Source organism: Streptomyces sudanensis, from assembly GCF_023614315.1.
In the GTDB taxonomy this organism is placed as follows: Bacteria; Actinomycetota; Actinomycetes; order Streptomycetales; family Streptomycetaceae; genus Streptomyces; species Streptomyces sudanensis.
The window spans coordinates 4,304,756-4,330,537 of sequence record NZ_CP095474.1 but is presented as its reverse complement, the minus strand read 5'-3'; the positions used below and the strand labels follow the sequence as shown (position 1 = coordinate 4,330,537).

Annotated in this window: 19 protein-coding genes and 2 rRNA genes (1 of these 21 running past the window's edge); 6 read left to right on the top strand and 15 right to left on the bottom strand. The window is 69.2% G+C overall.

Annotation, left to right across the window (positions count from 1 at the left end):
• The 5 genes from MW084_RS20005 to thyX form a co-directional block, all read right to left on the bottom strand.
• A 23S ribosomal RNA gene (locus tag MW084_RS20005) occupies window positions 1-913 on the bottom strand (it extends 2,205 nt beyond the left edge of the window).
• Window positions 914-1,241: 328 nt separating this feature from the next.
• Window positions 1,242-2,769, bottom strand: a 16S ribosomal RNA gene (locus MW084_RS20000).
• Together the 16S and 23S rRNA genes form the textbook arrangement of a ribosomal RNA operon.
• 507 nt (window positions 2,770-3,276) lie before the next feature.
• Entirely contained in the window at window positions 3,277-4,962 is a 1,686-nt protein-coding gene (locus MW084_RS19995) for a ribonuclease J (RefSeq protein WP_010471500.1), read from the bottom strand.
• A 112-nt stretch (window positions 4,963-5,074) separates the two neighbouring features.
• Window positions 5,075-5,974, bottom strand: a complete 900-nt coding sequence (dapA, locus tag MW084_RS19990; RefSeq protein WP_010471501.1) for a 4-hydroxy-tetrahydrodipicolinate synthase — start codon at window positions 5,972-5,974, stop codon at window positions 5,075-5,077.
• A gap of 219 nt (window positions 5,975-6,193) precedes the next feature.
• On the bottom strand, window positions 6,194-6,934 hold the full coding sequence (gene thyX / locus MW084_RS19985) for an FAD-dependent thymidylate synthase (RefSeq protein ID WP_029553563.1): 741 nt from the start codon (window positions 6,932-6,934) through the stop codon (window positions 6,194-6,196).
• Between the two features lie 167 nt (window positions 6,935-7,101).
• Here thyX and MW084_RS19980 point away from each other — a divergent pair, with 167 nt between their 5' ends.
• A complete protein-coding gene (locus tag MW084_RS19980; protein WP_010471503.1) occupies window positions 7,102-7,341 on the top strand; it encodes a hypothetical protein in 240 nt (79 codons plus the stop codon).
• Between the two features lie 95 nt (window positions 7,342-7,436).
• A complete protein-coding gene (locus MW084_RS19975; RefSeq protein ID WP_010471504.1) occupies window positions 7,437-7,991 on the top strand; it encodes a hypothetical protein in 555 nt (184 codons plus the stop codon).
• 78 nt (window positions 7,992-8,069) lie between these two features.
• Here the strand turns inward: MW084_RS19975 and MW084_RS19970 are convergent, their stop codons facing one another.
• From MW084_RS19970 to eccD, 6 genes are all read right to left on the bottom strand, one after another.
• The gene (locus MW084_RS19970) at window positions 8,070-8,522 is read right to left on the bottom strand and encodes a hypothetical protein (RefSeq protein WP_010471505.1); all 453 of its coding nucleotides are present in this window, start codon (window positions 8,520-8,522) and stop codon (window positions 8,070-8,072) included.
• A 3-nt stretch (window positions 8,523-8,525) separates the two neighbouring features.
• Window positions 8,526-9,278 (bottom strand): 4-hydroxy-tetrahydrodipicolinate reductase, encoded by a 753-nt coding sequence (gene dapB, locus MW084_RS19965; protein WP_010471506.1) that lies wholly within the window; start codon window positions 9,276-9,278, stop codon window positions 8,526-8,528.
• Between the two features lie 30 nt (window positions 9,279-9,308).
• Window positions 9,309-10,688, bottom strand: coding sequence for a M16 family metallopeptidase (locus MW084_RS19960; RefSeq protein ID WP_010471507.1), 1,380 nt, complete (start codon window positions 10,686-10,688; stop codon window positions 9,309-9,311).
• Window positions 10,685-12,937, bottom strand: a complete 2,253-nt coding sequence (locus MW084_RS19955) for a polyribonucleotide nucleotidyltransferase (RefSeq protein ID WP_010471509.1) — start codon at window positions 12,935-12,937, stop codon at window positions 10,685-10,687. The genes MW084_RS19960 and MW084_RS19955 overlap by 4 nt, the downstream gene beginning before the upstream one ends.
• A gap of 380 nt (window positions 12,938-13,317) precedes the next feature.
• Window positions 13,318-13,608 carry a 30S ribosomal protein S15 gene (rpsO, locus tag MW084_RS19950; RefSeq protein WP_010471511.1) on the bottom strand — a complete coding sequence of 97 codons (291 nt, stop codon included), beginning with the start codon at window positions 13,606-13,608 and terminating at the stop codon, window positions 13,318-13,320.
• Between the two features lie 164 nt (window positions 13,609-13,772).
• On the bottom strand, window positions 13,773-15,275 hold the full coding sequence (gene eccD, locus MW084_RS19945; protein ID WP_010471514.1) for a type VII secretion integral membrane protein EccD: 1,503 nt from the start codon (window positions 15,273-15,275) through the stop codon (window positions 13,773-13,775).
• Window positions 15,276-15,539: 264 nt separating this feature from the next.
• On the opposite strand from eccD, the gene MW084_RS19940 reads away from it, so the two are divergent.
• The 4 genes from MW084_RS19940 to MW084_RS19925 all read left to right on the top strand — a co-directional run bounded on the left by MW084_RS19940 (window position 15,540) and on the right by MW084_RS19925 (window position 22,846).
• Entirely contained in the window at window positions 15,540-19,514 is a 3,975-nt protein-coding gene (locus MW084_RS19940; protein ID WP_010471516.1) for a type VII secretion protein EccC, read from the top strand.
• A gap of 190 nt (window positions 19,515-19,704) precedes the next feature.
• Window positions 19,705-20,136 carry a hypothetical protein gene (locus MW084_RS19935; RefSeq protein WP_010471518.1) on the top strand — a complete coding sequence of 144 codons (432 nt, stop codon included), beginning with the start codon at window positions 19,705-19,707 and terminating at the stop codon, window positions 20,134-20,136.
• Window positions 20,137-20,153: 17 nt separating this feature from the next.
• Window positions 20,154-22,301 (top strand): hypothetical protein, encoded by a 2,148-nt coding sequence (locus MW084_RS19930; protein WP_010471520.1) that lies wholly within the window; start codon window positions 20,154-20,156, stop codon window positions 22,299-22,301.
• Complete coding sequence (locus MW084_RS19925; protein ID WP_158684336.1) at window positions 22,298-22,846, top strand: hypothetical protein; 549 nt, start codon at window positions 22,298-22,300, stop codon at window positions 22,844-22,846. Before MW084_RS19930 ends, MW084_RS19925 begins: the two co-directional genes overlap by 4 nt.
• A gap of 86 nt (window positions 22,847-22,932) precedes the next feature.
• On the opposite strand, the gene MW084_RS19920 is transcribed toward MW084_RS19925, so the two are convergent.
• The 4 genes from MW084_RS19920 to MW084_RS19905 all read right to left on the bottom strand — a co-directional run bounded on the left by MW084_RS19920 (window position 22,933) and on the right by MW084_RS19905 (window position 25,153).
• Entirely contained in the window at window positions 22,933-23,211 is a 279-nt protein-coding gene (locus tag MW084_RS19920; RefSeq protein WP_255119691.1) for a WXG100 family type VII secretion target, read from the bottom strand.
• Between the two features lie 80 nt (window positions 23,212-23,291).
• Window positions 23,292-23,651 carry a WXG100 family type VII secretion target gene (locus tag MW084_RS19915; RefSeq protein WP_029553564.1) on the bottom strand — a complete coding sequence of 120 codons (360 nt, stop codon included), beginning with the start codon at window positions 23,649-23,651 and terminating at the stop codon, window positions 23,292-23,294.
• Between the two features lie 75 nt (window positions 23,652-23,726).
• Complete coding sequence (locus MW084_RS19910; protein WP_010471527.1) at window positions 23,727-24,974, bottom strand: S8 family serine peptidase; 1,248 nt, start codon at window positions 24,972-24,974, stop codon at window positions 23,727-23,729.
• A gap of 26 nt (window positions 24,975-25,000) precedes the next feature.
• Entirely contained in the window at window positions 25,001-25,153 is a 153-nt protein-coding gene (locus tag MW084_RS19905; protein WP_275563724.1) for a hypothetical protein, read from the bottom strand.
• Window positions 25,154-25,782: the final 629 nt, after the last annotated feature.

Below are 25,782 nucleotides of genomic sequence, written 5' to 3'. Positions count from 1 at the left end.
GGGAGAACCAGCTATCACGGAGTTTGATTGGCCTTTCACCCCTAACCACAGGTCATCCCCCAGGTTTTCAACCCTGGTGGGTTCGGTCCTCCACGAAGTCTTACCTCCGCTTCAACCTGCCCATGGCTAGATCACTCCGCTTCGGGTCTTGAGCGCGCTACTACACCGCCCTATTCGGACTCGCTTTCGCTACGGCTTCCCCACACGGGTTAACCTCGCAACACACCGCAAACTCGCAGGCTCATTCTTCAAAAGGCACGCAGTCACGAGGGCCCGAAGGCCCCGACGCTCCCACGGCTTGTAGGCACACGGTTTCAGGTACTATTTCACTCCGCTCCCGCGGTACTTTTCACCATTCCCTCACGGTACTATCCGCTATCGGTCACCAGGGAATATTTAGGCTTAGCGGGTGGTCCCGCCAGATTCACACGGGATTTCTCGGGCCCCGTGCTACTTGGGTGTCTCTCCAACGAGCCGCATGAGTTTCGACTACGGGGGTCTTACCCTCTACGCCGGACCTTTCGCATGTCCTTCGCCTACCCATACGGTTTCTGACTCGTCCTGTCGCCGGCAGACGACAGAAGAGAGATCCCACAACCCCGCATGCGCAACCCCTGCCGGGTCTCACACGCATACGGTTTGGCCTCATCCGGTTTCGCTCGCCACTACTCCCGGAATCACGGTTGTTTTCTCTTCCTGAGGGTACTGAGATGTTTCACTTCCCCTCGTTCCCTCCACATGCCCTATGTGTTCAGGCATGGGTGACAGCCCATGACGACTGCCGGGTTTCCCCATTCGGAAACCCCCGGATCACAGCCTGGTTGACGGCTCCCCGGGGACTATCGCGGCCTCCCACGTCCTTCATCGGTTCCTGGTGCCAAGGCATCCACCGTGCGCCCTTAAAAACTTGGCCACAGATGCTCGCGTCCACTGTGCAGTTCTCAAGCAACGACCAGCCACCCACCACCCCGCCACAACCGCGACGAGTTCACTGGGGCCGGCGTACCGAAGGCCACGAGCACACGCCCGCACCCTCAGACACCCAACAGCGCGCCCGACCCGACCCCGTCCGAAGATCATGCGTTCCACACCCTCAACGAGGGCAGTACTAGCAGCCTCCGACCCGGACATCAGGCCGACTAATCAACGTTCCACCCATGAGCAACCAGCATCGGACGTGCGCCGATGTACTGGCCCCTGACCCGGCCCCCGAAGGGAACCAGGTAAGAAGTGCTCCTTAGAAAGGAGGTGATCCAGCCGCACCTTCCGGTACGGCTACCTTGTTACGACTTCGTCCCAATCGCCAGTCCCACCTTCGACAGCTCCCTCCCACAAGGGGTTGGGCCACCGGCTTCGGGTGTTACCGACTTTCGTGACGTGACGGGCGGTGTGTACAAGGCCCGGGAACGTATTCACCGCAGCAATGCTGATCTGCGATTACTAGCAACTCCGACTTCATGGGGTCGAGTTGCAGACCCCAATCCGAACTGAGACCGGCTTTTTGAGATTCGCTCCGCCTCACGGCTTCGCAGCTCTTTGTACCGGCCATTGTAGCACGTGTGCAGCCCAAGACATAAGGGGCATGATGACTTGACGTCGTCCCCACCTTCCTCCGAGTTGACCCCGGCAGTCTCCTGTGAGTCCCCATCACCCCGAAGGGCATGCTGGCAACACAGAACAAGGGTTGCGCTCGTTGCGGGACTTAACCCAACATCTCACGACACGAGCTGACGACAGCCATGCACCACCTGTATACCGACCACAAGGGGGCGACCATCTCTGGCCGTTTCCGGTATATGTCAAGCCTTGGTAAGGTTCTTCGCGTTGCGTCGAATTAAGCCACATGCTCCGCTGCTTGTNCACATCCCGTCAATTCCTTTGAGTTTTAGCCTTGCGGCCGTACTCCCCAGGCGGGGAACTTAATGCGTTAGCTGCGGCACCGACGACGTGGAATGTCGCCAACACCTAGTTCCCAACGTTTACGGCGTGGACTACCAGGGTATCTAATCCTGTTCGCTCCCCACGCTTTCGCTCCTCAGCGTCAGTAATGGCCCAGAGATCCGCCTTCGCCACCGGTGTTCCTCCTGATATCTGCGCATTTCACCGCTACACCAGGAATTCCGATCTCCCCTACCACACTCTAGCCTGCCCGTATCGAATGCAGACCCGGAGTTAAGCCCCGGGCTTTCACATCCGACGCGACAAGCCGCCTACGAGCTCTTTACGCCCAATAATTCCGGACAACGCTTGCGCCCTACGTATTACCGCGGCTGCTGGCACGTAGTTAGCCGGCGCTTCTTCTGCAGGTACCGTCACTTGCGCTTCTTCCCTGCTGAAAGAGGTTTACAACCCGAAGGCCGTCATCCCTCACGCGGCGTCGCTGCATCAGGCTTGCGCCCATTGTGCAATATTCCCCACTGCTGCCTCCCGTAGGAGTCTGGGCCGTGTCTCAGTCCCAGTGTGGCCGGTCGCCCTCTCAGGCCGGCTACCCGTCGTCGCCTTGGTGAGCCGTTACCTCACCAACAAGCTGATAGGCCGCGGGCCCATCCTGCACCGCCGGAGCTTTCCACCGCCATCGGATGCCCGAAGCGGTCGTATCCGGTATTAGACCCCGTTTCCAGGGCTTGTCCCAGAGTGCAGGGCAGATTGCCCACGTGTTACTCACCCGTTCGCCACTAATCCCCCACCGAAGCGGGTTCATCGTTCGACTTGCATGTGTTAAGCACGCCGCCAGCGTTCGTCCTGAGCCAGGATCAAACTCTCCGTGAATGTCTCCCCGTGATCGGGGCGAACCACTCGCGTCGAGCGGAACCGGGGAAAGGAATGATCCCCCCGGTCCTCAGCATCCTCGCTGTGTTCTTCAAAGGAACCACATCCCTGCAGATCCCTGCAGAGACGGGGTTATCAACATATCTGGCGTTGATTTTTGGCACGCTGTTGAGTTCTCAAGGAACGAACGCTTCCTTCGTACTCACCCACCAGAACTTCCGGCGGGCTTTCCTCCGGGCGCTTTCCCTTCGGTGTTTCCAACCTTACCAGATCCGTTTTCCGTCCCGTTCCCGGTCCGGACTCCGATTCCAGCGGCCGATTGGAAGGCCTCCGCCTTTCGGCGCTTTCCGACTTTATCAGAGATTCTGAGTCGGATTTCCCGCCCCTTCGGGTCTCTCCGGCGCGTGAACGAGCCGGGTTCCCCTCGGGCGGAGCCGTAAACGTACTGGAGCGGGGCGCCCCGATGCAAATCGAGGGCGCCCCGCTCCGTTCACGCCTGGTGGGACGTCAGACCTCCACGACCACGGGCAGGATCATCGGGCGACGGCGGTACGTGTCCGAGACCCACTTGCCGATGGTGCGGCGGATCAGCTGCTGGAGCTGGTGGGGCTCCACGACGCCGTCCTGGGCCGACTTGTTCAGCGCGTCCTCGACCTTCGGGAGCACCGCGTCGAACGCGCCGTCCTCGATGCCGGAGCCCCGTGCCTGGATGTACGGGCCGCCGACGATCTTGCCGGTCGTCGAGTCCACCACGACGAAGACGGAGACGATGCCCTCCTCGCCGAGGATGCGGCGGTCCTTCAGGGCTCCTTCGGTGACGTCGCCGACCGACAGGCCGTCCACGTACACGTAGCCGGCCTGGACCTTGCCGACGATCTTGGCCTTGCCGTCGACCAGATCGACGACCACGCCGTCCTCGGCGATGACGATGCGGTCCTTCGGGACGCCGGTCAGGGCGCCCAGCTCGGCGTTGGCGCGCAGGTGGCGCCATTCGCCGTGCACCGGCATCAGGTTCTTCGGCTTGCAGATGTTGTAGAAGTACAGGAGCTCGCCGGCCGAGGCGTGGCCCGAGACGTGGACCTTGGCGTTGCCCTTGTGGACGACGTTCGCGCCCCAGCGGGTCAGACCGTTGATCACGCGGTAGACCGCGTTCTCGTTGCCCGGGATCAGGGACGACGCCAGGATCACCGTGTCGCCCTGGACGATGCGGATCTGGTGGTCTCGGTTGGCCATGCGGGACAGGGCCGCCATCGGCTCGCCCTGGGAACCCGTGCAGACCAGGACGACCTCGTGGTCCGGCAGGTCGTCGAGGGTCTTCACGTCGACGACGAGGCCCGGCGGGACGCGCAGGTAGCCCAGGTCGCGGGCGATGCCCATGTTGCGGACCATCGAGCGGCCGACGAAGGCGACGCGGCGGCCGTACTCGTACGCCGCGTCGAGGACCTGCTGGATGCGGTGCACGTGGCTGGCGAAGCTGGCCACGATGATGCGCCGCTGCGCGCCGGCGAACACCGAGCGCATCACGGTGGAGATGTCGCGCTCGTGTGCCGTGAAACCGGGGACCTCGGCGTTCGTCGAGTCGCTGAGCAGGAGGTCGATGCCCTCCTCGCTGAGCCGGGCGAACGCGTGGAGGTCCGTGAGGCGGTTGTCCAGCGGAAGCTGGTCCATCTTGAAGTCGCCCGTGTGGACCACCAGGCCCGCGGGGGTGCGGATGGCGACGGCCAGGGCGTCCGGGATGGAGTGGTTGACCGCGATGAACTCGCAGTCGAACGCGCCCAGCGCCTCGCGCTGCCCCTCGGCCACCTCCAGGGTGTAGGGGCGGATGCGGTGCTCCTGGAGCTTCGCCTCGATCAGGGCGAGGGTCAGCTTCGAGCCGATCAGGGGGATGTCCGGCTTGAGGCGGAGCAGGTACGGGACGGCGCCGATGTGGTCCTCGTGGCCGTGGGTGAGGACGATCGCCTCGATGTCGCCGAGGCGGTCCTTCAGGGTCGTGAAGTCCGGCAGGATCAGGTCGATGCCGGGCTGCTCCTCCTCGGGGAAGAGCACGCCGCAGTCGACGATCAGCAGTCTGCCGTCGTATTCGAAGACGGTCATGTTGCGGCCGATCTCGCCGAGGCCGCCCAGCGGGGTGACGCGCAGGCTGCCCGGGGCCAGCTTCGGCGGGGCACCGAGTTCGGGATGCGGGTGACTCAAAAGACTCTCCTCACCATGGGCGCCACGTGCCGCTGAGACACGTGGCGCCCATGATTTTCTGCAGGTGCTCAAAGGTTGTGGTGATGCTGCTGTTCAGTTGTGAAGTCCGTTGTCACAGGTTTACCCCGCCGGCGGCGAGATCCGTCTTCAGCTGTTCGATCCCGTCCGGGGAGAGCTCCACGAGCGGCAGCCTCAGCGGACCCGCGGGGAGGCCCTGGAGGGCGAGGGCGGCCTTGGTGGTGATCACGCCCTGCGTGCGGAACATGCCGGTGTAGACCGGGAGGAGCCGCTGGTGGATCTCGGTGGCCTTCCGGACGTCGCCGCCGACGTGGGCTTCGAGGAGGGCGCGCAGCTCGGGGGTGACGACGTGGCCGACGACGGAGACGAATCCGACGGCGCCGATGGAGAGCAGGGGCAGGTTGAGCATGTCGTCGCCGGAGTACCAGGCGAGGCCGGAGCGGGCGATGGCCCAGCCGGCCTGGCCGAGGTCGCCCTTGGCGTCCTTGTTGGCGACGATGCGCGGGTGCTCGGCGAGGCGGACGAGCGTCTCGGTGTCGATCGGGACGCCGCTGCGGCCGGGGATGTCGTAGAGCATCACGGGCAGCCCGGTGGCGTCGGCGACGGCCGTGAAGTGCCGGTACAGGCCCTCCTGGGGGGGCTTGTTGTAGTACGGCGTGACGGCGAGCAGGCCGTGCGCGCCGGCGCGCTCCGCGGCGCGGGCCAGTTCGAGGGTGTGGCGGGTGTCGTTGGTGCCGATGCCGGCGACGACGTGGGCGCGGTCGCCGACGGCCTCCAGGACGGCCCGTACGAGCCGGTCTTTCTCCGCATCGCTGGTGGTCGGGGACTCGCCGGTGGTGCCGTTGACGACCAGGCCGTCGTTGCCCGCGTCCACGAGGTGGGCGGCGAGCCGCTGAGCGCCGTCGAGGTCGAGCCCGCCGTCCGCCGTGAAAGGCGTGACCATGGCGGTGAGGACCCGTCCGAAGGGGGTCTGCGGAGTGGAGATCGGAGCCATGGGGAACACGCTACTCGCTGCTCAGCGCATCGGGTCCCGTCGGGGACGTGCCTAAGTGGAGCCCGGCACTGCCTGCTCGGGGGTTCAAGCAGTGCCGGGTCCGTTTGATCAGCCTAGATGAACTTCTCAGAAGGTCGCAATACGGACACTTCGGGCGATAGGTCCGTCCATCCGTACGGCTCCGGCCTCCGGTGAACCGCGTCCCGCGGGTAGGTCCCGCTACGGCGCGACGCGGCCGTTGGCGTTGAAGGCGGCGTACGTCAGCGGCATGAGCCGGGCCCACTCCGCCTCCATGCGCTCGCCGACCATCTCGATCTCCCGCTGCGGGAACGAAGGCACCTTCGCCAGCTCGTGCTGGGTGCGCAGCCCGAGGAAGTGCATCAGCGAGCGGGCGTTGCAGGTGGCGTACATGGACGAGTAGAGGCCGACGGGGAGGACCGAACGGGCGACCTCGCGGGCGACCCCGGCGGCGAGCATCTCCCGGTACGCCTCGTACGACCGGGCGTAGGAGTCCTCCATCGCGCGCGAGACCAGCGCGTGCTGCTCTCCGGTGCCCTCGACGAAGACGTACTTGCCGGGACGGCCCTCCTGGACCAGCTTGCGGGAGGCGTCCGGCACGTAGAAGACCGGCTGGAGCTCCCGGTAGCGGCCCGACTCCTCGTTGTACGACCAGCCCACGCGGTGCCGCATGAACTCGCGGAAGACGAAGATCGGGGCGCTGATGAAGAACGTCATCGAGTTGTGCTCGAAGGGACTGCCGTGCCGGTCGCGCATCAGGTAGTTGATCAGTCCCTTGGAGCGCTCCGGGTCCTTGGTGAGCTCCTCGAGCGACTGCTCGCCCGCGGTCGAGACGCGGGCCGCCCAGAGCACGTCCGAGTCACGAGCGCTGCTCCTGACCAGATCGACGGTCACATCGCTGCGGAAGTGCAGCTCGGCGCTCTCAGCGGGGGTGGTGGGCACGGGGGTCCTTCCGGTGTCGCGTGGACGGGCGCGCCTACTCTAGCCAGAGCGGGAGGGGACCCCGCGGGCGGCGGACGGCCGGGCGGACCCGGGCACCAGATCGCTCGTACGAACGTCTGTACCGGGTAGGAGCGACATTCCACCGCCGTCACGAAGGAGGACACGCCATGCACCCCCGGCGAGAGGCCGTCCCGTTCGCGTTCGTCGCGGAGACCGACCACTTCCGCAGCAACGTCACCCCTCCGCCGCGGCAGCGTCCCGACCTGCCGGAGATCGCCGGCCGTACGCTGGTCGGGCTGACCGTGGTGGCCGGGCTCGTGGGATCGCTGCTGTTCGGGATGCCGGCGCTCCAGCCGGGTCCGCAGGCCGGGCACACCCAGCAGTCCGAGGCCTCCGAAGGCCGTTGACCCGTATGCGCCCCCTGCTGTGGCCGGGCACGGGGGCGCTGGGTAGCCTCACCGGGCACAGCCCGAACGAGCGTGCAACGAGTTAAGGATTTGTCGTGCCCCTGCCCTTCCTGACGGCCGACCGCGCTTTCGAAGCCACCGGTGACGACCCGGCGCTCCCGTTCGACGACCACGACCAGTGGCGCCGCCCCTACCGCCCCGGCCCCTGGCGGGTGAGCGCGGCGGCCCTGGCCCTGCTGATCGCCTCGTTCATGCTGCTGGCAACCCTGGTCATCGCGCTGGCCGGGACCGTGGCGGCCTCGCTGGCCTGTCTGGCCGCCGCCGTCCTCGTCGTCGTACCGGCACTGCGGCTGCTGCGCATGGGCACGTGGGTGAGCCGGCACGGGGTGCGGCAGGTGCGGTTCCTCCGCACCGTCACCGTGCCGTGGGCCCGTACCTCGTCGCTGCGGACCGTGCAGCAGCCGGTGCGCTGGCTGGGCCTGCCGCGGACCGTGCAGGGGCAGGCACTGCTGCTCGTCCGGCGGGGCGGCGGGGAGCCGCTGACGCTGCTCACCGACCACAATGCGGACTTCCTGGCGCGGGTGGAGGCCTTCGAACGGGCCGCCGGCTCCGTGGGGGCGTGGAACGCGGAGTACGCGCCCGCCTCCTGATCTGCGGGTCCGGGGAACGGCGCGTGCCCCGCCTCCCGGCCGGCCGGGTGGCGGGGCACACGTGCGGGCGGCCGTCGCTCAGGGCGCGGCGGGTCCCCTGTCGTGCAGGGCGATCGCGCGTTGCATGGCCTTGCGGGCCCTGGGGGTGTCGCGGGCGTCGCGGTAGGCGACGGCGAGCCGGAACCAGCAGCGCCAGTCGTCCGGCGCCTCCTCGGTCTCGGCGCGGCGCCGGGCGAACACCTCGTCGGCCGAGTCCCGGTCGATCCGCCCGTCGGGCGTGCGGCGCAGTTCGTCGGCGGGCAGCCCGCCCTCAGCCTCCAGCTCGGCGGCCAGGCGGTTGGCCCTGGTGACGAAGCGGGTGTTCATCCAGAGGAACCACGCGCCGATCGCCGGCAGGACCATCGCCGCGACGCCGAGCGTCACCGTGACGGCCGTGCCCTGCCGGATCAGGGCCACGCCCCGGCCGCCGACCAGGACGAACCAGACGGCCAGGAAGGCCGCCATGACGAAGTACGTGATCTTCGCGCCCATGGGTCAGCCGAGGTCGAGGAAGTGCTCCAGGCCGAAGGTGAGGCCCGGAGCGGAGACGACGCGGCGGCAGCCCAGCAGGATGCCCGGCATGAAGCTGCTGTGGTGCAGCGAGTCGTGGCGGACGGTGAGCGTCTCGCCCTCGCCGCCGAGCAGCACCTCCTGGTGGGCGAGGAGCCCCCGGAGGCGTACGGCGTGGACGGGGACGCCGTCCACGTCGGCGCCGCGCGCGCCGTCCAGGGCGGTGACCGTGGCGTCGGGCTGCGGGGCGCAGCCGGCCTCCGCGCGGGCGGCCGCGATGAGCTGGGCGGTGCGGGTGGCCGTGCCGGAGGGGGCGTCGGCCTTGTTCGGGTGGTGCAGCTCCACGACCTCGACGGATTCGAAGTAGGGGGCGGCGAGCTGCGCGAACCTCATCGTGAGGACCGCGCCGAGGGAGAAGTTGGGCGCGATGAGCACGCCCGTCTCCGGGGACCGGTCGAGCCATCCCCTCAGCCGCGCGAGGCGTTCGTCGGTCCAGCCGGTGGTGCCGACGACGGCGTGGACGCCGTGGCGGACGCAGTGGTCGAGGTTGTCCATCACCGAGTCGGGGGTGGTCAGCTCGACGGCGACCTGGGCGCCGCTCGCGGTGAGCGCGTCCAGCGAGTCGCCCCGGCCCAGGGCCGCGACGAGTTCCATGTCGTCGGCGGCCTCCACGGCTCGCACCGCCTCGGAGCCGATGCGGCCCCTGGCGCCGAGGACGGCCACGCGCAGCTTGCTCATGCTTGCTTCCTTACGTTGCGGCGGGGCGGGTCAGGAGACGGCCGAGTGGAGGCGGTCCGCCTGCTTGTCCTTGAGCGGGCCGATCACCGCGAGCGAGGGCCGCTGCCCCAGGAGCTCGGACGCCAGCGCGCGGACGTCGTCGGGGGTGACGGCGGCGATGCTGGCCAGCATGTCGTCGACCGACATCTGGTCGCCCCAGCACAGCTCGCTCTTGCCGATGCGGTTCATCAGGGCACCGGTGTCCTCCAGGCCGAGGACGGTGGAGCCGGAGAGCTGGCCGACGGCGCGGGCGATCTCGTCGTCGGGCAGGCCCTCCGCCGCGACCCGGTCCAGCTCCTCGCGGCAGATCCGCAGCACGTCGTGGACCTGGCCGGGACGGCAGCCGGCGTACACGCCGAACAGGCCGCAGTCGGCGAAGCCCGACGTGTACGAGTAGACGCTGTAGGCCAGACCGCGCTTCTCGCGGACCTCCTGGAAGAGGCGGGAGGACATGCCGCCGCCGAGGGCGGTGTTGAGGACGCCCAGGGTCCAGCGGCGCTCGTCGGTGCGGGCGAGGCCGGGCATGCCGAGGACGACGTGCGCCTGCTCCGTCCTGCGGTCCACCACCTCGACGCGGCCGGCCGCCCGGACGGTGCGGCGGCCGTCGCGCGGGGCGAGGGGGACGGCGTCCGTACGGGTCAGGGCGCCGGCCTTCTCGAAGGCGCGGCGGACCAGGCGGACGACGGTGGCGTGGTCGACGTTGCCCGCGGCGGCGACGACCAGGTGCGTCGGGTCGTAGTGCTTCCGGTAGAAGCGGGCGATCTGGTCGCGGGTGAGGGCGTTGATCGTGTCGACCGTGCCGAGGACGGGGCGGCCCAGCGGCGTGTCACCGAACATCGTCCGGGCGAACAGGTCGTGGACGACGTCGCCCGGGTCGTCCTCGGTCATGGCGATCTCCTCGAGGATCACGCCGCGCTCGGCGTCGACGTCCTCGGGGAGGATCAGCGATCCGGTGAGCATGTCGCAGACGACGTCGATGGCGAGCGGCAGGTCCGTGTCGAGGACGCGCGCGTAGTAGCACGTGTACTCCTTCGCCGTGAAGGCGTTCATCTCGCCGCCGACCGCGTCGATCGCGGCGGAGATGTCGAGGGCGCTGCGCTCGCGCGTGCCCTTGAAGAGGAGGTGCTCCAGGTAGTGCGTGGCGCCGTTGAGGGCGGGCGTCTCGTCACGGGAGCCCACGTGGGCCCAGATCCCGAAGGTGGCGGAGCGGACGGAGGGCAGCGTCTCGGTGACGACGCGCAGGCCGCCCGGGAGGGTGGTGCGGCGGACCGTGCCGATGCCGTCCCTGCCGGGCAGAAGCGTTTGGGTACGGGCGACGGCCCGCGCCTCCGAGGAGGTGCGGGCCGTCGCCTTGAGGCCACGGGACGTCACTGGTCGGTGTCGTCCTTCCCCGCGGCGGAGCCGCTCGAGGACGCGGTGTCGGTGCCCTCGGCGCCCTCCTCGTCCGCGAGGACGGGGATGAGGGAGAGCTTGCCGCGCTGGTCGATCTCGGCGATCTCGACCTGGACCTTGGAGCCGACCGCGAGCACGTCCTCGACGTTCTCCACGCGCTTGCCGCCGGCGAGCTTGCGGATCTGCGAGATGTGCAGCAGGCCGTCCTTGCCCGGGAGGAGCGAGACGAACGCGCCGAAGGTGGTGGTCTTGACGACCGTGCCCAGGTAGCGCTCGCCGACCTCCGGCATGGTCGGGTTGGCGATGCCGTTGATCGTGGCGCGGGCGGCCTCGGCCTGCGAGCCGACCTGGGCACCGATGTAGATGGTGCCGTCGTCCTCGATCGTGATCTCGGCGCCGGTGTCCTCCTGGATCTGGTTGATCATCTTGCCCTTGGGGCCGATGACCTCGCCGATCTTGTCCACGGGGATCTTGACGGTGATGATCCGCGGGGCGTTCGGGGACATCTCGTCCGGGCGGTCGATCGCCTCCATCATCACGTCGAGGATGTGGAGGCGGGCGTCGCGGGCCTGCTTGAGGGCCGCGGCCAGGACGGAGGCCGGGATGCCGTCCAGCTTGGTGTCGAGCTGGAGGGCGGTGACGAACTCCTTGGTGCCGGCGACCTTGAAGTCCATGTCGCCGAAGGCGTCCTCCGCACCGAGGATGTCGGTGAGGGTGACGTAGTGCGTCTTGCCGTCGATCTCCTGGGAGATCAGGCCCATGGCGATGCCGGCGACCGGGGCCTTGAGCGGCACACCGGCGTTCAGCAGCGACATCGTGGAGGCGCAGACCGAGCCCATGGACGTCGAGCCGTTGGAGCCGAGGGCCTCGGACACCTGGCGGATCGCGTACGGGAACTCCTCGCGCGACGGCAGCACCGGCAGGATGGCGCGCTCGGCGAGGGCGCCGTGGCCGATCTCGCGGCGCTTCGGGGAGCCGACGCGGCCGGTCTCGCCGGTGGAGTACGGCGGGAAGTTGTAGTTGTGCATGTAGCGCTTGCGGGTCACCGGGGAGAGGGTGTCCAGCTGCTGCTCCATGCGGAGCATGTTGAGGGTGGTGACGCCGAGGATCTGCGTCTCGCCGCGCTCGAACAGGGCGGAGCCGTGCACCCGCGGGATGGCCTCGACCTCGGCGGCGAGCGTGCGGATGTCCGTCAGGCCGCGGCCGTCGATGCGGACCTTGTCCTTGATGACGCGCTCGCGCACCAGGGACTTGGTGAGCGAGCGGTACGCCGCGGAGATCTCCTTCTCGCGGCCCTCGAACTGCGGGAGCAGCTTCTCGGCGGCGACCGCCTTGACGCGCTCCAGCTCGTTCTCGCGCTCCTGCTTGCCGGCGATGGTCAGCGCCTGGGCCAGCTCGGTCCTGACGGCGGCGGTGAGCGCCTCCAGGACGTCGTCCTCGTAGTCGAGGAAGACCGGGAACTCGCCGACGGGCTTGGCGGCCTTGGCGGCGAGGTCCGACTGGGCCTTGCACAGGACCTTGATGAACGGCTTCGCGGCCTCGAGACCGGCGGCGACGACCTCCTCGGTGGGGGCCTCGGCACCGCCCTGGACCAGCTCGATGGTCCTCTCGGTGGCCTCGGCCTCGACCATCATGATCGCGACGTCGCCGTCCTCCAGGACGCGGCCCGCGACGACCATGTCGAAGACGGCGTCCTCGAGCTCGGTGTGCGTCGGGAAGGCGACCCACTGGCCCTTGATGAGGGCGACGCGGGTGCCGCCGATGGGGCCGGAGAAGGGCAGGCCGGCCAGCTGCGTGGAGCAGGAGGCGGCGTTGATCGCGACCACGTCGTAGAGGTGGTCGGGGTTGAGGGCCATGATCGTCTCGACGATCTGGATCTCGTTGCGCAGGCCCTTCTTGAAGGAGGGGCGCAGCGGGCGGTCGATCAGGCGGCAGGTGAGGATCGCGTCCTCGGAGGGCCGGCCCTCGCGGCGGAAGAACGAGCCGGGGATCTTGCCGGCCGCGTACATCCGCTCCTCGACGTCGACCGTCAGGGGGAAGAAGTCGAGCTGGTCCTTGGGCTTCTTGGACGCGGTGGTGGCCGACAGCACCATGGTGTCGTCGTCCAGGTACGCGACGGCGGAACCGGCGGCCTGCCTGGCCAGGCGGCCCGTCTCGAAGCGGATGGTGCGGGTGCCGAAGGAGCCGTTGTCGATGACGGCCTCGGCGTAGTGGGTCTCGTTCTCCACCAGCGGTTTCTCCGTTTACTTGTCGTCTTTTCGTCCGTGCGCCCGTGTGGCGCGGGACGGGATGCGGAGAGAACGCGCCCTGTGTGCGGGCCGGTCTTCGATCGAAGCACCCGGGTGCGCTCCGGGCTGTGAGGCCTGGAGGCCCGGGGGCCACTACCGAGGACCGGCGGCGGCGAGGCGGTCTCTCCCGGGTGCCGCGGACGGGACCGGTGGGTCCGCGTCACGGCGTGTTCGTCATGTCGCTGTGTCGTTGTGTCGCTGTGTGACCAGATTACTGAGCCTGGTCCCAGGATCGCATTTCCGATTCGCGGGCGCGTTACACCCGCGTACGGCAAAGGGAGCGGCTCCCCGTCGTCGGGAACCGCTCCCCTCGCGGCGTGCTACTTGACGCCGCCGGCCGCACCGCGGCGGATGCCGAGGCGGTCGACCAGCGCACGGAAGCGCTGGATGTCCTTCTTGGCCAGGTACTGCAGCAGGCGGCGGCGCTGACCCACGAGGATCAGCAGGCCGCGGCGGGAGTGGTGGTCGTGCTTGTGGGTCTTCAGGTGCTCGGTCAGGTCCGAGATGCGGCGGGAGAGCATCGCGACCTGGACCTCGGGGGAGCCGGTGTCGCCCTCCTTGGTGCCGAACTCGGCCATGATCTGCTTCTTCGTGGCGGCGTCGAGAGACACTCGGTACTCCTCTTGGTGTTCGATGCGCCCGCGAGTGCCCCTGGTCTTGGTCTCAGGGGGACTTCCGTGACTCGGAGGCGAAGGCTCGATGGGCGCTGCCCCCAGATGCTCCGGAGGCGCGTACACAGACGGCCGTCACACAGCGTACCAGCCTGTGCGGGCGTTCAGGACGTGAGGGCGCGGATGGAGTGGTACACGCCGAAGACCGCCAGGCAGAGCGGGACCAGCGTGAGCAGGAAGAACCCCTCCGCGATCTCCAGGAAGCGGCCCCAGAACGGCGTGACGCCCTTGTTCGGCACGATCAGCCCGACGGCGACGATCACGGCGGCGACGACGGCGACGGCGGCGGCCAGCCACACCGTGCGGACGTCCAGCGCCCCGGTGTCCCCGCGCAGCGCGGCGCGGACGACGCCCTCCGGCGGGTTGACGCACAGGCCGAGGCCGAGCAGGACCAGGGAGCCCAGCCCGGCGGCCAGGGCGCAGCCGACCTGCGCGGAGTACCGGAACAGGTGGGCGCGCATCATCATCGCGATGCCCGTGGCGAGGGCGAGGAGCTGCGCCCACACGTTGTCGGAGAAGCCGAGCACGCCCGCCGCGGTGACCGCGACCAGGGCGCAGCCGCCGACCAGGCCGACGAGCAGCTCGTGGCCGCGCCGGGCCTGGGCGGCGATGCGGGCGGCATCGACGGGGCCCTGCGGGGCGCCCTCGCCGCCGTCGTACCCGCCGACGGCCGTGCGGGGCGGGTCGAAGCCGATGGGCAGGCGGGCGAAGCGGGTGGACAGGCCGGGCAGGAACGCCAGCGCGCCGGCGGCGAGGGGCGGGCCGACCGCGGCGGTCTCCACGGCGCTGATGCCGGTCAGGGTCGCGGCGAACGTCACCAGCAGGCCCACGGCGGAGGCGAAGACGAACGCGACGAACGGACCGTCGCCGGAGGGGGCGACGAGCATCAGGACCAGCGACACGACCAGGACGGCGGCGCAGGCGAGCAGGAACTGCAGCCGGCCGGGCCCCTGGCCGGCTGCGAACGGCAGCAGCCCGGAACCGCCGACGGCGGCGTTCGCCATCGCCCCGACGCCGAGGGCGACGGCCGAGCCGCGGTCGTCGTACACCCGGGCGCGGACGCAGGCGAGCGCCAGGAGGAGCAGCGCGGCCACGCCGGCGAGGATGCCCGGCAGGCCGTGCGTGTCGTGGCGCGGGTCGGCCTGCCACAGGACGAACGCGAGCAGCACCAGCAGGACGGAGCCGCCGAACAGCCCGGAGCCGCGCATCAGCGCGTCCGTCCAGAAGCGGCGGTCGCGCGCGACGGCGGAGGCGACGGCGTCCGACACGTCGTCGAAGACGGCGGGCGGCAGCGACTCGGCGAAGGGCCGCAGGGAGAGCAGCTCGCCGTCGAGGATGCGCTGGGCCGCCAGCGACCGGGCCGAGTCGAGGACCGTGCCGTCCCGGCGGACCAGGTGGTAGCCGACCGGGCCGCCCTCGACGGGGCCCTGGCCGGACAGCCGGAGGATCTCCGGGTAGAGGTCGGCGACCGGGATGTCCTCGGGCAGCGCCACGTCGACGCGTCCGTCGGGCGCGACGACGGTGACGCGGCAGAAGCCGGTTCCGCCGCCGGACGGTGTCGCGGGCGCCGGGTGGCCGGTCGTGGTGGCCGCCGCCTGGGCCGTCATGCTCACCTTCTGCTTCCCCTCGTGAGATCCGTGGCTTCTCGGGTGCGGACGGCGACGTGCCGGCGCCGTCGCGGCCGGAGTGCCCGCCCGCGCTCCGAATGTCCGTTTGTTCTGCGGTAGTTGCGCGGCTCCGCGGGTCCGTCGCGTCACCCTACCGCCCGGTCGCCGCCCCCCGCGCAAGTAGGATCCCCAACCGCGGATGGAGCCCGTCGCCACGGGGGCGCCGATAGGAACGTTTCCGTCCGGCAAGGGAATCGGTGAGCTGTGAGTCAGATCGTCGTCAAGCGCCCACCACGGGTCCTGCCCTCCGAAGTGCCCGGCGAGCAGGTGCAGGTGCAACCCCCGCCCGAGCTGCCCCGCGGGCAGCAGGAGGGGGCGCTGATGCAGATCCTGCCGATGCTCGGCATGGGCGGCTCCGTCGTCTTCTTCTTCATGACCCCGAACCCGATCATGCGGATCATGGGCATGGTGATGATCGCGTCGACCCTCGCCATGGGCATCGCGATGCTGGTGCGGTACCGGCGCGGCACCCAGGGGCAACTCGCCGACCTGCGGCGCGACTACCTCAAGTACCTGACCCAGACGCGCCGCGCCGTGCTGCGGACCGCGCGGCTCCAGCGCGACGCCCAGTTCTACCTGCACCCCTCCCCCGAGCAGCTGTGGGCGCTGGTCGCCGAGGGCAGCCGGGTGTGGGAGCGGCGCGTGGGCGACGACGACTTCGGGCAGGTGCGCATCGGCCTGGGCAGCCAGCAGCTCGCCACGCCCCTGATCGCCCCCGAGACCGCTCCGGTGGACGACCTGGAGCCGCTGACGGCGGGCGCGATGCGCCGGTTCCTGGCGACGCACGGCACGCTCGACGGACTGCCCATGGCGGTGTCGCTGCGCGCGTTCTACCACGTGACGGTGAGCGGGGAGCAGGAGTCCGTACGGGCGTCCGCGCGCGCCATGGTCGCCTCGCTGGCGTCGCTGCACTCCCCCGAGGACCTGGTCGTCGCCGTCGCCGCCGGCCGGGACGCCGCGCCGGAGTGGGAGTGGGCCAAGTGGCTGCCGCACGCGCAGGCGCGGGGCGCCGTCGACGGGGCCGGCACCCGGCGCCTGATCACCACGGACCCGGCGGACCTCCAGGACCTGCTCGGCGGGCTGCTGGAGGGCCGGCCCCGCTTCCAGGGCGGCGACCACCCGCTGCTGGACCGGCCGCACGTGGTGGTCGTCCTCGACGGGCAGACGGTGCCGCCGATGTCGCCGCTGGCCTCCGCGGAGGGCCTGCAGGGCGTCACGGTCGTCGAGGTCGTGCGCGGTGAGGGCGCCGGGGCGCGCGGCCAGCTGTCGGTGGTGGTCCGCCCCGGCGAGCTGCGGCTGGAGTCGGGCCACGGGCTGGTGTACGAGGGCACGCCGGACGGGCTGAGCCTGGAGGCCGCCGAAGCGCTGGCCCGCCAACTGGCGCCGCTGCGCATGGCGTCGGGCGGCGACGACGACGAACCGCTGCTGGCGAACCTGGAGTTCACCGACCTGCTCAACCTCGGGGACGCGGCGTCGGTGGACGTGAGCCGGACCTGGCGGCCGCGGTCCCAGTCGGAGCGGCTGCGCGTGCCGATCGGCGTCGGCGAGGACGGCTCGCCGGTCATGCTGGACCTGAAGGAGGCCGCGCAGGAGGGCATGGGCCCGCACGGCCTGTGCGTCGGCGCGACCGGCTCCGGCAAGTCGGAGCTGCTGCGGACGCTGGTGCTGGGCCTGGCGGTCACCCACTCGTCGGAGACGCTGAACTTCGTCCTCGCGGACTTCAAGGGCGGTGCGACCTTCGCCGGCATGTCGCAGATGCCGCACGTCGCCGCCGTCATCACCAACCTGGCGGACGACCTGACGCTGGTGGACCGCATGGGCGACTCCATCCGCGGCGAGCTCAACCGCCGCCAGGAGATGCTGCGCGACGCGGGCAACTACGCGAACATCCACGACTACGAGAAGGCCCGCGCGGCCGGCGCCCCGCTGCAGCCGATCCCCTCGCTCGTCCTGGTCATCGACGAGTTCAGCGAACTGCTCACCGCGAAACCGGACTTCATCGAGATGTTCGTGCAGATCGGCCGCATCGGCCGGTCGCTGGGCGTGCACCTGCTGCTGGCGTCGCAGCGGCTGGAGGAGGGCCGGCTGCGCGGCCTGGAGACGTACCTGTCGTACCGGATCGGCCTGCGGACCTTCTCCGCTGCCGAGTCGCGGGCCGCGATCGGCGTGCCGGACGCGTACCACCTGCCGAACGTGCCCGGCTCCGGGTACCTGAAGTTCGGCACGGACGAGATGGTGCGGTTCAAGGCGGCGTACGTGTCCGGCGTGTACCGCTCCCCGACGCAGGCGCTGGCGGCGTCCGGGGGCCCGCTGCCGGTGGACCGGCGGCCGGTGCCGTTCACGGCGGCGCCGGTGCCGATCCGGTACGCGCAGCCGGCGGCCCGCCCCGCGCAGGCGGACGGGGGCCGGCCGGAGGACGACGCGCTCGCCGACTCCGTGCTGGACGTGATCGTGCGGCGGTTGGAGGGCCGCGGCGTGGAGGCGCACCAGGTGTGGCTGCCGCCGCTGGACAACCCGCCGCCGCTGGACGAACTGCTCCCCGGCCTGGCCGAGGTGCCGGGGCGGGGGCTGACGCAGCCCGGCTTCGAGGGTGCGGGACGGCTGGTCGTGCCGGTCGGCGTGGTGGACAAGCCGTTCGAGCAGCGGCGCGACACCCTGTACCGGGACTTCTCCGGCGCGGCGGGCCACATGCAGATCGTGGGCGGACCGCAGTCCGGCAAGTCGACGCTGCTGCGGACGCTGATCTCGGCGTTCGCACTGACCCACACGCCGCACGAGGTGCAGTTCTACGGACTGGACTTCGGTGGCGGCGGCATGTCGTCGATCGCGGGACTGCCGCACGTGGGCGGGGTCGCCTCGCGCCTGGACCCGGAGCGGGTGCGGCGCACGGTCGCGGAGGTGTACGGCATCCTGTCGCGGCGCGAGGAGTACTTCCGCAGCGCCGGCATCGACTCGATCGCCACGTACCGGCGGCTGCGGGCGCGCGGCGAGATCTCGGTGGCGGACCAGCCGTGGGGCGACGTGTTCCTCGTCATCGACGGCTGGGGCAGCTTCCGCACCGACTACGAGGGCCTGGAGCACCTCGTGATGGACATCGCGGCACGCGGCCTCGGCTACGGCATCCACCTGGTCATCACCGCGTCCCGGTCCATGGAGGTGCGCGCCAACCTCAAGGACCACCTGATGAACCGGCTGGAGCTGCGGCTCGGCGACCCGATGGACTCCGAGCTGGACCGCCGGGTCGCGCAGAACGTGCCGACGGGCGTGCCGGGGCGGGGCCTCACCCCGGAGAAGCTGCACTTCATGGCGGCGGTGCCGCGCATCGACGGCATCAACTCGGGCAGCGACCTGTCGGAGGCGACGGCGGCGATGGCGCAGGAGGTGTCCCGGCACTGGACACTACCGGGCGCGCCGGGCGTGCGGCTCCTGCCGCGCGAACTGCCGGCGGCGAACCTGCCCGCGGGCTTCGCGCACCCGGAGCGCGGGATCGCCTTCGCGATCGACGAGAACAACCTGGCGCCGGTGTTCGTCGACTTCGAACGCGACCCGTTCTTCCTGGTCTTCGGCGAGAGCGAGTCGGGCAAGTCGAACCTGCTGCGGCTGCTGATCAAGCAGTTGAGCGAGCGCTACGACGGGGATGGCTGCAAGCTGTTCGTCATCGACAACCGGCGCACGCTGCTGGACGCCACCCCGCCGACGCACCTGGCGGAGTACGTGCCGATGTCCAACAACATGGACCACCACGTGGAGGCCCTGGCCGGGCTGATGCGGCGCCGCACGCCGTCGGAGGACGTCACCGCGCAGCAGTTGCGGGACCGCAGCTGGTGGCAGGGCCCGACGGTGTACGTGATCGTCGACGACTACGACCTCGTGTCGACGTCCAGCGGCAACCCGCTGGCGCCGCTCACCGAACTCCTGCCCTTCGCACGGGACGTGGGCGTCCGGTTCGTCATCGCCCGCAACGCGGCGGGCGCGAGCCGGTCGACGTACGAGCCGTTCATGCAGCGCATGATGGAGCTGGGCGCGCAGGGCGTCCTGCTGTCGGGTGACCCGCACGAGGGCGAGATCCTGGGCGGTGTCCGGCCCCGCCCGATGCCCCCGGGCCGCGGCGTCTTCGTCTCCCGCCAGCGCGGCAACCCGCTGGTGCAGACGGGTCTCATGCCGTCCGACGCGCGGTAGGACGCCCGTACGGCCGTATCGCGGCCGGCCGGTCGTGGGGCGCCCGCCTTGCCGGTGGGCGCCCCATCGGCTTGAACGGGGCCGTTGACACTCCGGGGTCGCTTCACCACTTGAGGTGGGGATGCGCCGTTGCCTAGCGTGAACCGCGCGTCACCGATACGCCGTTCACGAGGGTGGGGGAGGCCCGGACATGGCCTGGGACGAGTGGGAGCAGCTGAAGGCCGAGGCGGCCGAGCGCCTCGGGAGCCGGATGCGTTTGAACGGAGTCGGCGGAAGCCCCGGCGGCCCGGCGGTGCTGAAGACCGACGCGGCGGCGAAAGCAGGGGCCATCAGGGCTTTGAACGAGGCCATCCGACCGCGGACCGGTGCGCTCGGGGGCGAAGCGGACGAGGAGACCGATACAGCCGAGCGCGAGTTCGCCGAGTGGGCGACCGGTGTCGGCCTGCGGGCGGCGCACGGCGAATGGCGCAAGCAGGTGGAGAGCCTGAAGCGGAGGCTGGAAGCGGACGAAGCCGCGTTGAGCACAGCCAGGAAGGACCTGAGGCACACGGATGTCGAAGTCATGGGTCGACTTTCCGCCATTCCGCAACCGGTTCCCTTCGACGACGAGCACCGCGTCTAGGCGGGGAGGGAATCACCGTGCTCACCTACCAGCAGGTCATGTCCGTCCGCCTGTCCCCCCTGGTCACAGCGGCCGCTTCCTGGGGGGACATGGCAGAGGGCTTCGAAAGGCTCGGAGACGCCTATTCCGATCAGGTCCTCAGCATCACCACCAGCGGGGCGTGGGTCGGCGCCAGCGCTACTGCGGCCAAGGCCCGCTTTCAGGCGACCCGTCGGCAGTACACGGCGGCAGGCGTCGAGGCACGAGCCGTCGCCTCCCTCCTCCGTGATGCCCACGCGCAGTTCACCGCGCGGATCCGGGCGCTCCACCACCTTGTGGCGGCGGCCCGGAAAGCGGGCATGTCGATCGACTCCAAAGGGATCGCGCACGAAGACCCGGAGGTGTCGAAGGAACGGAAGGACAGCGGCCCCGTCACGCCGGACACGGCTCGTGCGGTTCGTGAGCTGCAGTGGACCCAAGCGGTCGCCGACGCGGTACGGGCGGTGGACGACGCCGACAAGGGCGCTCGCCTCGTGCTCCGCGACGCCGCGTTCGGCGGGCGGCCCGACGGGGCGGCCCCTGGGGCGACACATGGGTTCAACGGAAACGCGGTGGGCGACATCGAGAAGGTCGAGGCACGCCTCGCACAGCGTTACGCGGAGCAGGCGCTGAAGGGCGAGAAGCCGGAGGACCTGGAGGAATGGGTCCGCTTGCAACGGGACAACGCCGGGGACAAGGTGTTCAGCCGGATGCTCCTCAACCACCTCGGCCCCGAGGGCACCATCAGACTGGCGAACCAGCTCAACGTCTGGGCCTACGACGAGGACAGGGCCCACCAGCAGAGCTACCTGGGACTCCAGAGGGGGTACGCCGACGCGTTGGCGAGTGCGACACGCGATCCGCGCTCAGGGTTCTACAGGGAGTGGGTCACCGGTTTGAAGGAGGCCGGCATGCGGCAGTACGAGTGGCGGGGACAGCCCATCCGCGGCTATCACACGCTCGTCACCCTCATGCAGCAGGGCAGCGGCTCCTACCCGGAGCAACTGCTGCACGACCTCGGTGACGACATGATCGCCGCGGAGAAGGCCAACCCCTTCAAACGGAACGACGCGTGGGACCTCCCTGCGGCGCTGATCGAGCCACACAGCAAGTGGTTCGCCAACGATCCGCTCGACGGCCTGCTGGGCATCATGGCGCGGGAGCCGGAGACGGCCGCTGCCTTCCTGGACCCGAAGAACGGGAAGTCCCACCTTGAGTACCTGACTCGGGAACGCAACTGGAACGTGGTGGACATCGAGGGACGCCCCTGGGGGGAGTTCGATCCCGACACACCCTGGGCGCAGGGAGGTGAAGGATCACGGTGGAGGCCCGACCTCGAGGACGCCGACACCCGGCAGGGGTTCGGTGCCGCGCTGGTGGCTGCGACCACCGGCATCGACCCTCAGAGTCCAGGCAGTGGTTACGTCCAGCACACCGAAGCGAACACGCGGGTCTTCGATGCCGCGTTGGAGCACCTGTCGAAAGAGGGCGACAAGTTTCCGCCCTCTCTGCGCACCCCGATGGCACTGGTCATGAGCAATCACGGAGACGACGTCCACGAAGCGACGAGCGCCCACGGTGACGACGAGAGTCAGCTGGACCGGCGTGCTGTCCTGGAGGTGGCGAAGCAGATCTCCAGGGACCAGTTCGCGTACGGAACGCTCCAGGACGGCATCAACCGGGAGATCGTCCGGGATATCCACGTGAATGAGGACGGGCACGAGGAGTCCTGGCGCCGAGCCGGTCGCACCATCGGTTTCCTGGAGGAGGCCCGTTACCAGGGCCTGCAGATCGATGTGGACGACGCGAAGAGCAAAGCCACCTGGGACTCGAAGTGGCAGTACCACGGCTGGGCCGGAGTGGCGAGCTACGTCCCCGTGGTGGGCGATGCGGTGGACCGGAAGATCGAGATGGTCACCGACAAGTGGCTCGAAGAGGAGACGAAAAGAATTGACGAGGGTCGGGCTCGATCAAGGATGGAGACAAATGCAGACAGCGAAGGGCGGATTGGAGCACTCGCAGGGATTTGGCGGGAAGTCAACAGTGATCGACTAGACGGTGAAACCGAGTACACGACGATCGACAAATTCAATAGTGCCACCGAGGATGGTGGCGCTACGGCGCGAGGGTTGGCGGGTACAGGATGATGAAGACCACACGTGCCGCTGCGGCAGGATTTCTGGCACTCTCCCTGTCAGGCTGCCTGTCGACAGAAAATCAGGATTACGCCATTCCCGACCCCTTCTGTCAGGCGAAAGGAGTGGAGGCGTCCGCTGTCAAGCCCCTACTTCCCGCTGGAAAGGACCTGCATCTCTACATTCGGGACTTGACGAGCGAGCCAGACAACAGTCAAGTATGCGTCGTTCTGATTGACAAGAAGCGCAGCATGCGCATCAACACATTGCGAAACGAAGCAAACATTGACGCTCTCCACTACGCAGTGGAAGGAGCCCACCCCTTTGAAAACCCGCAACCCGTCAAGATCCCAGGAGTCGCCAGCACTGCAGTCGGAGAAGACGGCGCACTGCTTTCCATGCAATGCGCCAGCCCGAAGGACGGCTATCTGGTAGTAACACTGCGCCTCGACACTACGAACAAGCCGACGAAGGGTCCTGTGGAGCGGCGCGAAAGCATCGAAAATTTTCTGAAATCCTACATCCCCAACCTGATCAAGTCCAAGTGCGCCGCCTGAGCCTGCGGAGAAGATTTCCAAGTTGAAAAGGGGCGGACACCTCCCGCGCGTGTCCGCCCCTTTTCGGTGTTGGCCGGTGCCGTTGCTTACATGAAGTTGGACGCGGCCTTCTTGTCGCCCTGCTGGTAGGCCGGAGCGGCCTCGCGGACCGCGCGGGCGATCTGGTTCAGCGCCTTGTGGATCTCCATCGCCCTGCGGTCCCAGTCGGTCTGCGCGGTCTTGTACGCCTCGCGGGCCTCGCCTTCCCAGAGGTGCGAGATCGACGCGATCTTCGCCTGGATGGCCTCAAGGCTGCTGTTCAGCCGCTCGGCCTGCTTCTCGATGTTGCCCGCGGCCTCCTGCAGGCTCGCGTAAGTGACGATCATGGTGCCGTCGTTGGTCATCGGTCCTCCAACCGGGTCGTGCTGTCATGGGCCGGCCCAGAGCGGTGCACGGCCGGGAGGGGTCAGTACTTGCTGAGGTTGGACGTGCGGGCCTCGGCCGAGGCGCTGCCCGAGTAGCCCTCCACCACGTCGACGCCCTTGAGGGCGGCCTCGACCTCGGTGTCCGTGTTGCCGGCGATGGTGCGGGCCGCCTCGATGGCCTCCTGGAACTTCAGCAGGAGCTTGCCGATGCCGACCATGTTCTGGTTGATCGCGGTCTGCTTCGTGTTGAACGCACCGGCACCGATACCGGCCCAGCGGCCCTCCAGGCCGTCGATCGTCCCCTGCAGGACGGACAGCTGGCTCTTCACGTCGTCGAACTGCCAGGTCAGTTCCTGCTGCAACTTCGTAAGAGCGGCGTCATTGACCTTCTGCACTGTCATGCGATGTGCTTCCTCTCTGGAGGTTCCCGGTGGGTCGGATCGCCACCGTCGGGTGCGGGCTGCCTGTCCCTGCCGCTACGCCGTACGGCGCTTGCGTGCGAAGAGGATTCCTCCCGCGACGACGACCACGGCTGCGGCGCCGCCAAGAATGAGACCGAGGGAGCTCCCGCCCCCGGTTTCCTCGCTGGAGCCTGCCACGGTCTGACCGGGTGTGGCCTGGCCCCGCGGGGCTTGTGACGAAGCTGGTGCGGACGCGGCGGGCGAGGCGGGGGACGCGGACGAACCGCCCTTGGAACCGGCCGTGTTCTCGTTCGTCAAGGGGTTGACGTTGGGGTCACCGGGCTTGCCCAGACCGCGGTTGATGTGGGCTCCGGGGCGGACCACGCCGTGCCCGACGTAATTGCTGACCGTGCCTGGCTTCCAGCCCTCGCCCTTGCCCGCGCTCTCGAACATGACGCGCAGGACCTGGTTCGCGTTCCAGTCCGGATGCAGGGACCAGATCAGGGCGGCGGTGGCGGAGGCGATGGCGGTGGCGGCACTGGTGCCGTCTGATCCCCCGCAGTAACGGGTAAACGTCGCATCGCACCATTCGGGGATGTCGCTGCCCGGAGCGGAGATGTCGACGATGTCGCCGTGAGTGGAGTACTTGCCGACCCGGCCTTCCGAGTCGGTCGCGGCAACCCCCACGACCTCGGGCAGCCCTACCGGATACTGATGGGCGTTGTCCTCGTCCCCGGTGTTGCCAGCCGAGGCGAACATGAGCTTGCCCTTGCTCTGCGCGTACTTAGCGGCTTCCCTCATCCGCTCGGTCTCGCCCATGGTGCCGAACGACATGCTGATGATCTTGGCGTCGCTGTCGACAGCGGCGCGCATGGCGTCTTCGATGTGCCATGCGTTCTTTCGTTTGCTGATGTCATCGACCGCAATGCGAAATGGAATGATCTTGGCCCCGGGGGCAAGCCCCTGCAGCCCTCCACCACGCCCGGTGCCGGCGATCAGTTCGGCCATGGTGGTGCCGTGGCCCGAGTAGTCGGCGGTTCCTCCGCCCGCTCCGCTTGTGTCGCGTCCTTTGAGTACCTGCCCTTTGAGCGATGGGGTGGACGGATTGACCCCGGAGTCGATCACGGCAACCTTGATGCCTTCTCCGGTGGTCTTCTTCCAAATCTTGTCGACGCGCATCGCGTCCAGGTACCACTGCTGGGCGCGTACGTCCTCCGCCGCGGCGGAGGGAGCCAGACCGGTGAATCCGATGGACCATGCGCCGACCAACGCGACCGCGCACGTGACCCGTCGCCGCAGCCGACGCGTCGTTCCTGCTGTCATCCTGACTCCCTGCGCCTTTCCTGTACTCAGCCGATTACCGGGGGAACGGCGCCGCGCCGCCGGGCCGCCCATGTCTCTTCGTCTTCCACCAGGTAGTCGGGGCGTTCGGAGCCGAAGTGCTCCTCGTCCTTCTGGTCCTTGCCGCGCTGCGAGCGCGGGGTCCCCACGACGCCGTTCACGCTGGGCGTGCCCCGGCCCGTGGAGCGGGCAGCCGCGCCCGGATTCGCGCCGATGACACCACCCGTGGCGGGACGTGCCGCCGACGGGCGGGCCGGTGCCGCACCCTGGCCACCGATGACCGTCCCCGTGGGGATGCGGGAAGCGGTGGCACCGCCCGTGGCGGCACGCTGCTGCGGGGTACCGCCGACGATGCCCGTGCCCGCACGACCGGTGACCGGCGCGGGACCACCCGGGCGTCCGGTGGCGGGTGTGCCCGGGGCTCCGGGCCGGCCGACCATGTTGTTCTGGCCCTGGCCGCCGATCACGTTCTGGCGCCCGGCGGCAGGTGCACCGGGGGTGCCGGGCGTGCCGGGACGGCCGACCGTGTTCGCCTGACCCGGTCCGGCGGTGCGTCCCGACTGACCAGGACCGCCCTGAGCCGGGTGCGGGCTCCCGGGAACGCCCGGACGGCCGAACTGGCTCGTACTAGGGCCTGTCGCACGGGGAACTCCCGGATTGCTCGGGACGCGACCGACAGCCGGGGCCTTCCCCGTGTTCGGGAGGCCGGGGACCATGGGCGGCGGGGTGGACGGGCCTCCACCCGTGGGCACGGTCGGCGTGGGCGAGGGCGGGGTACACCTCTGACTCT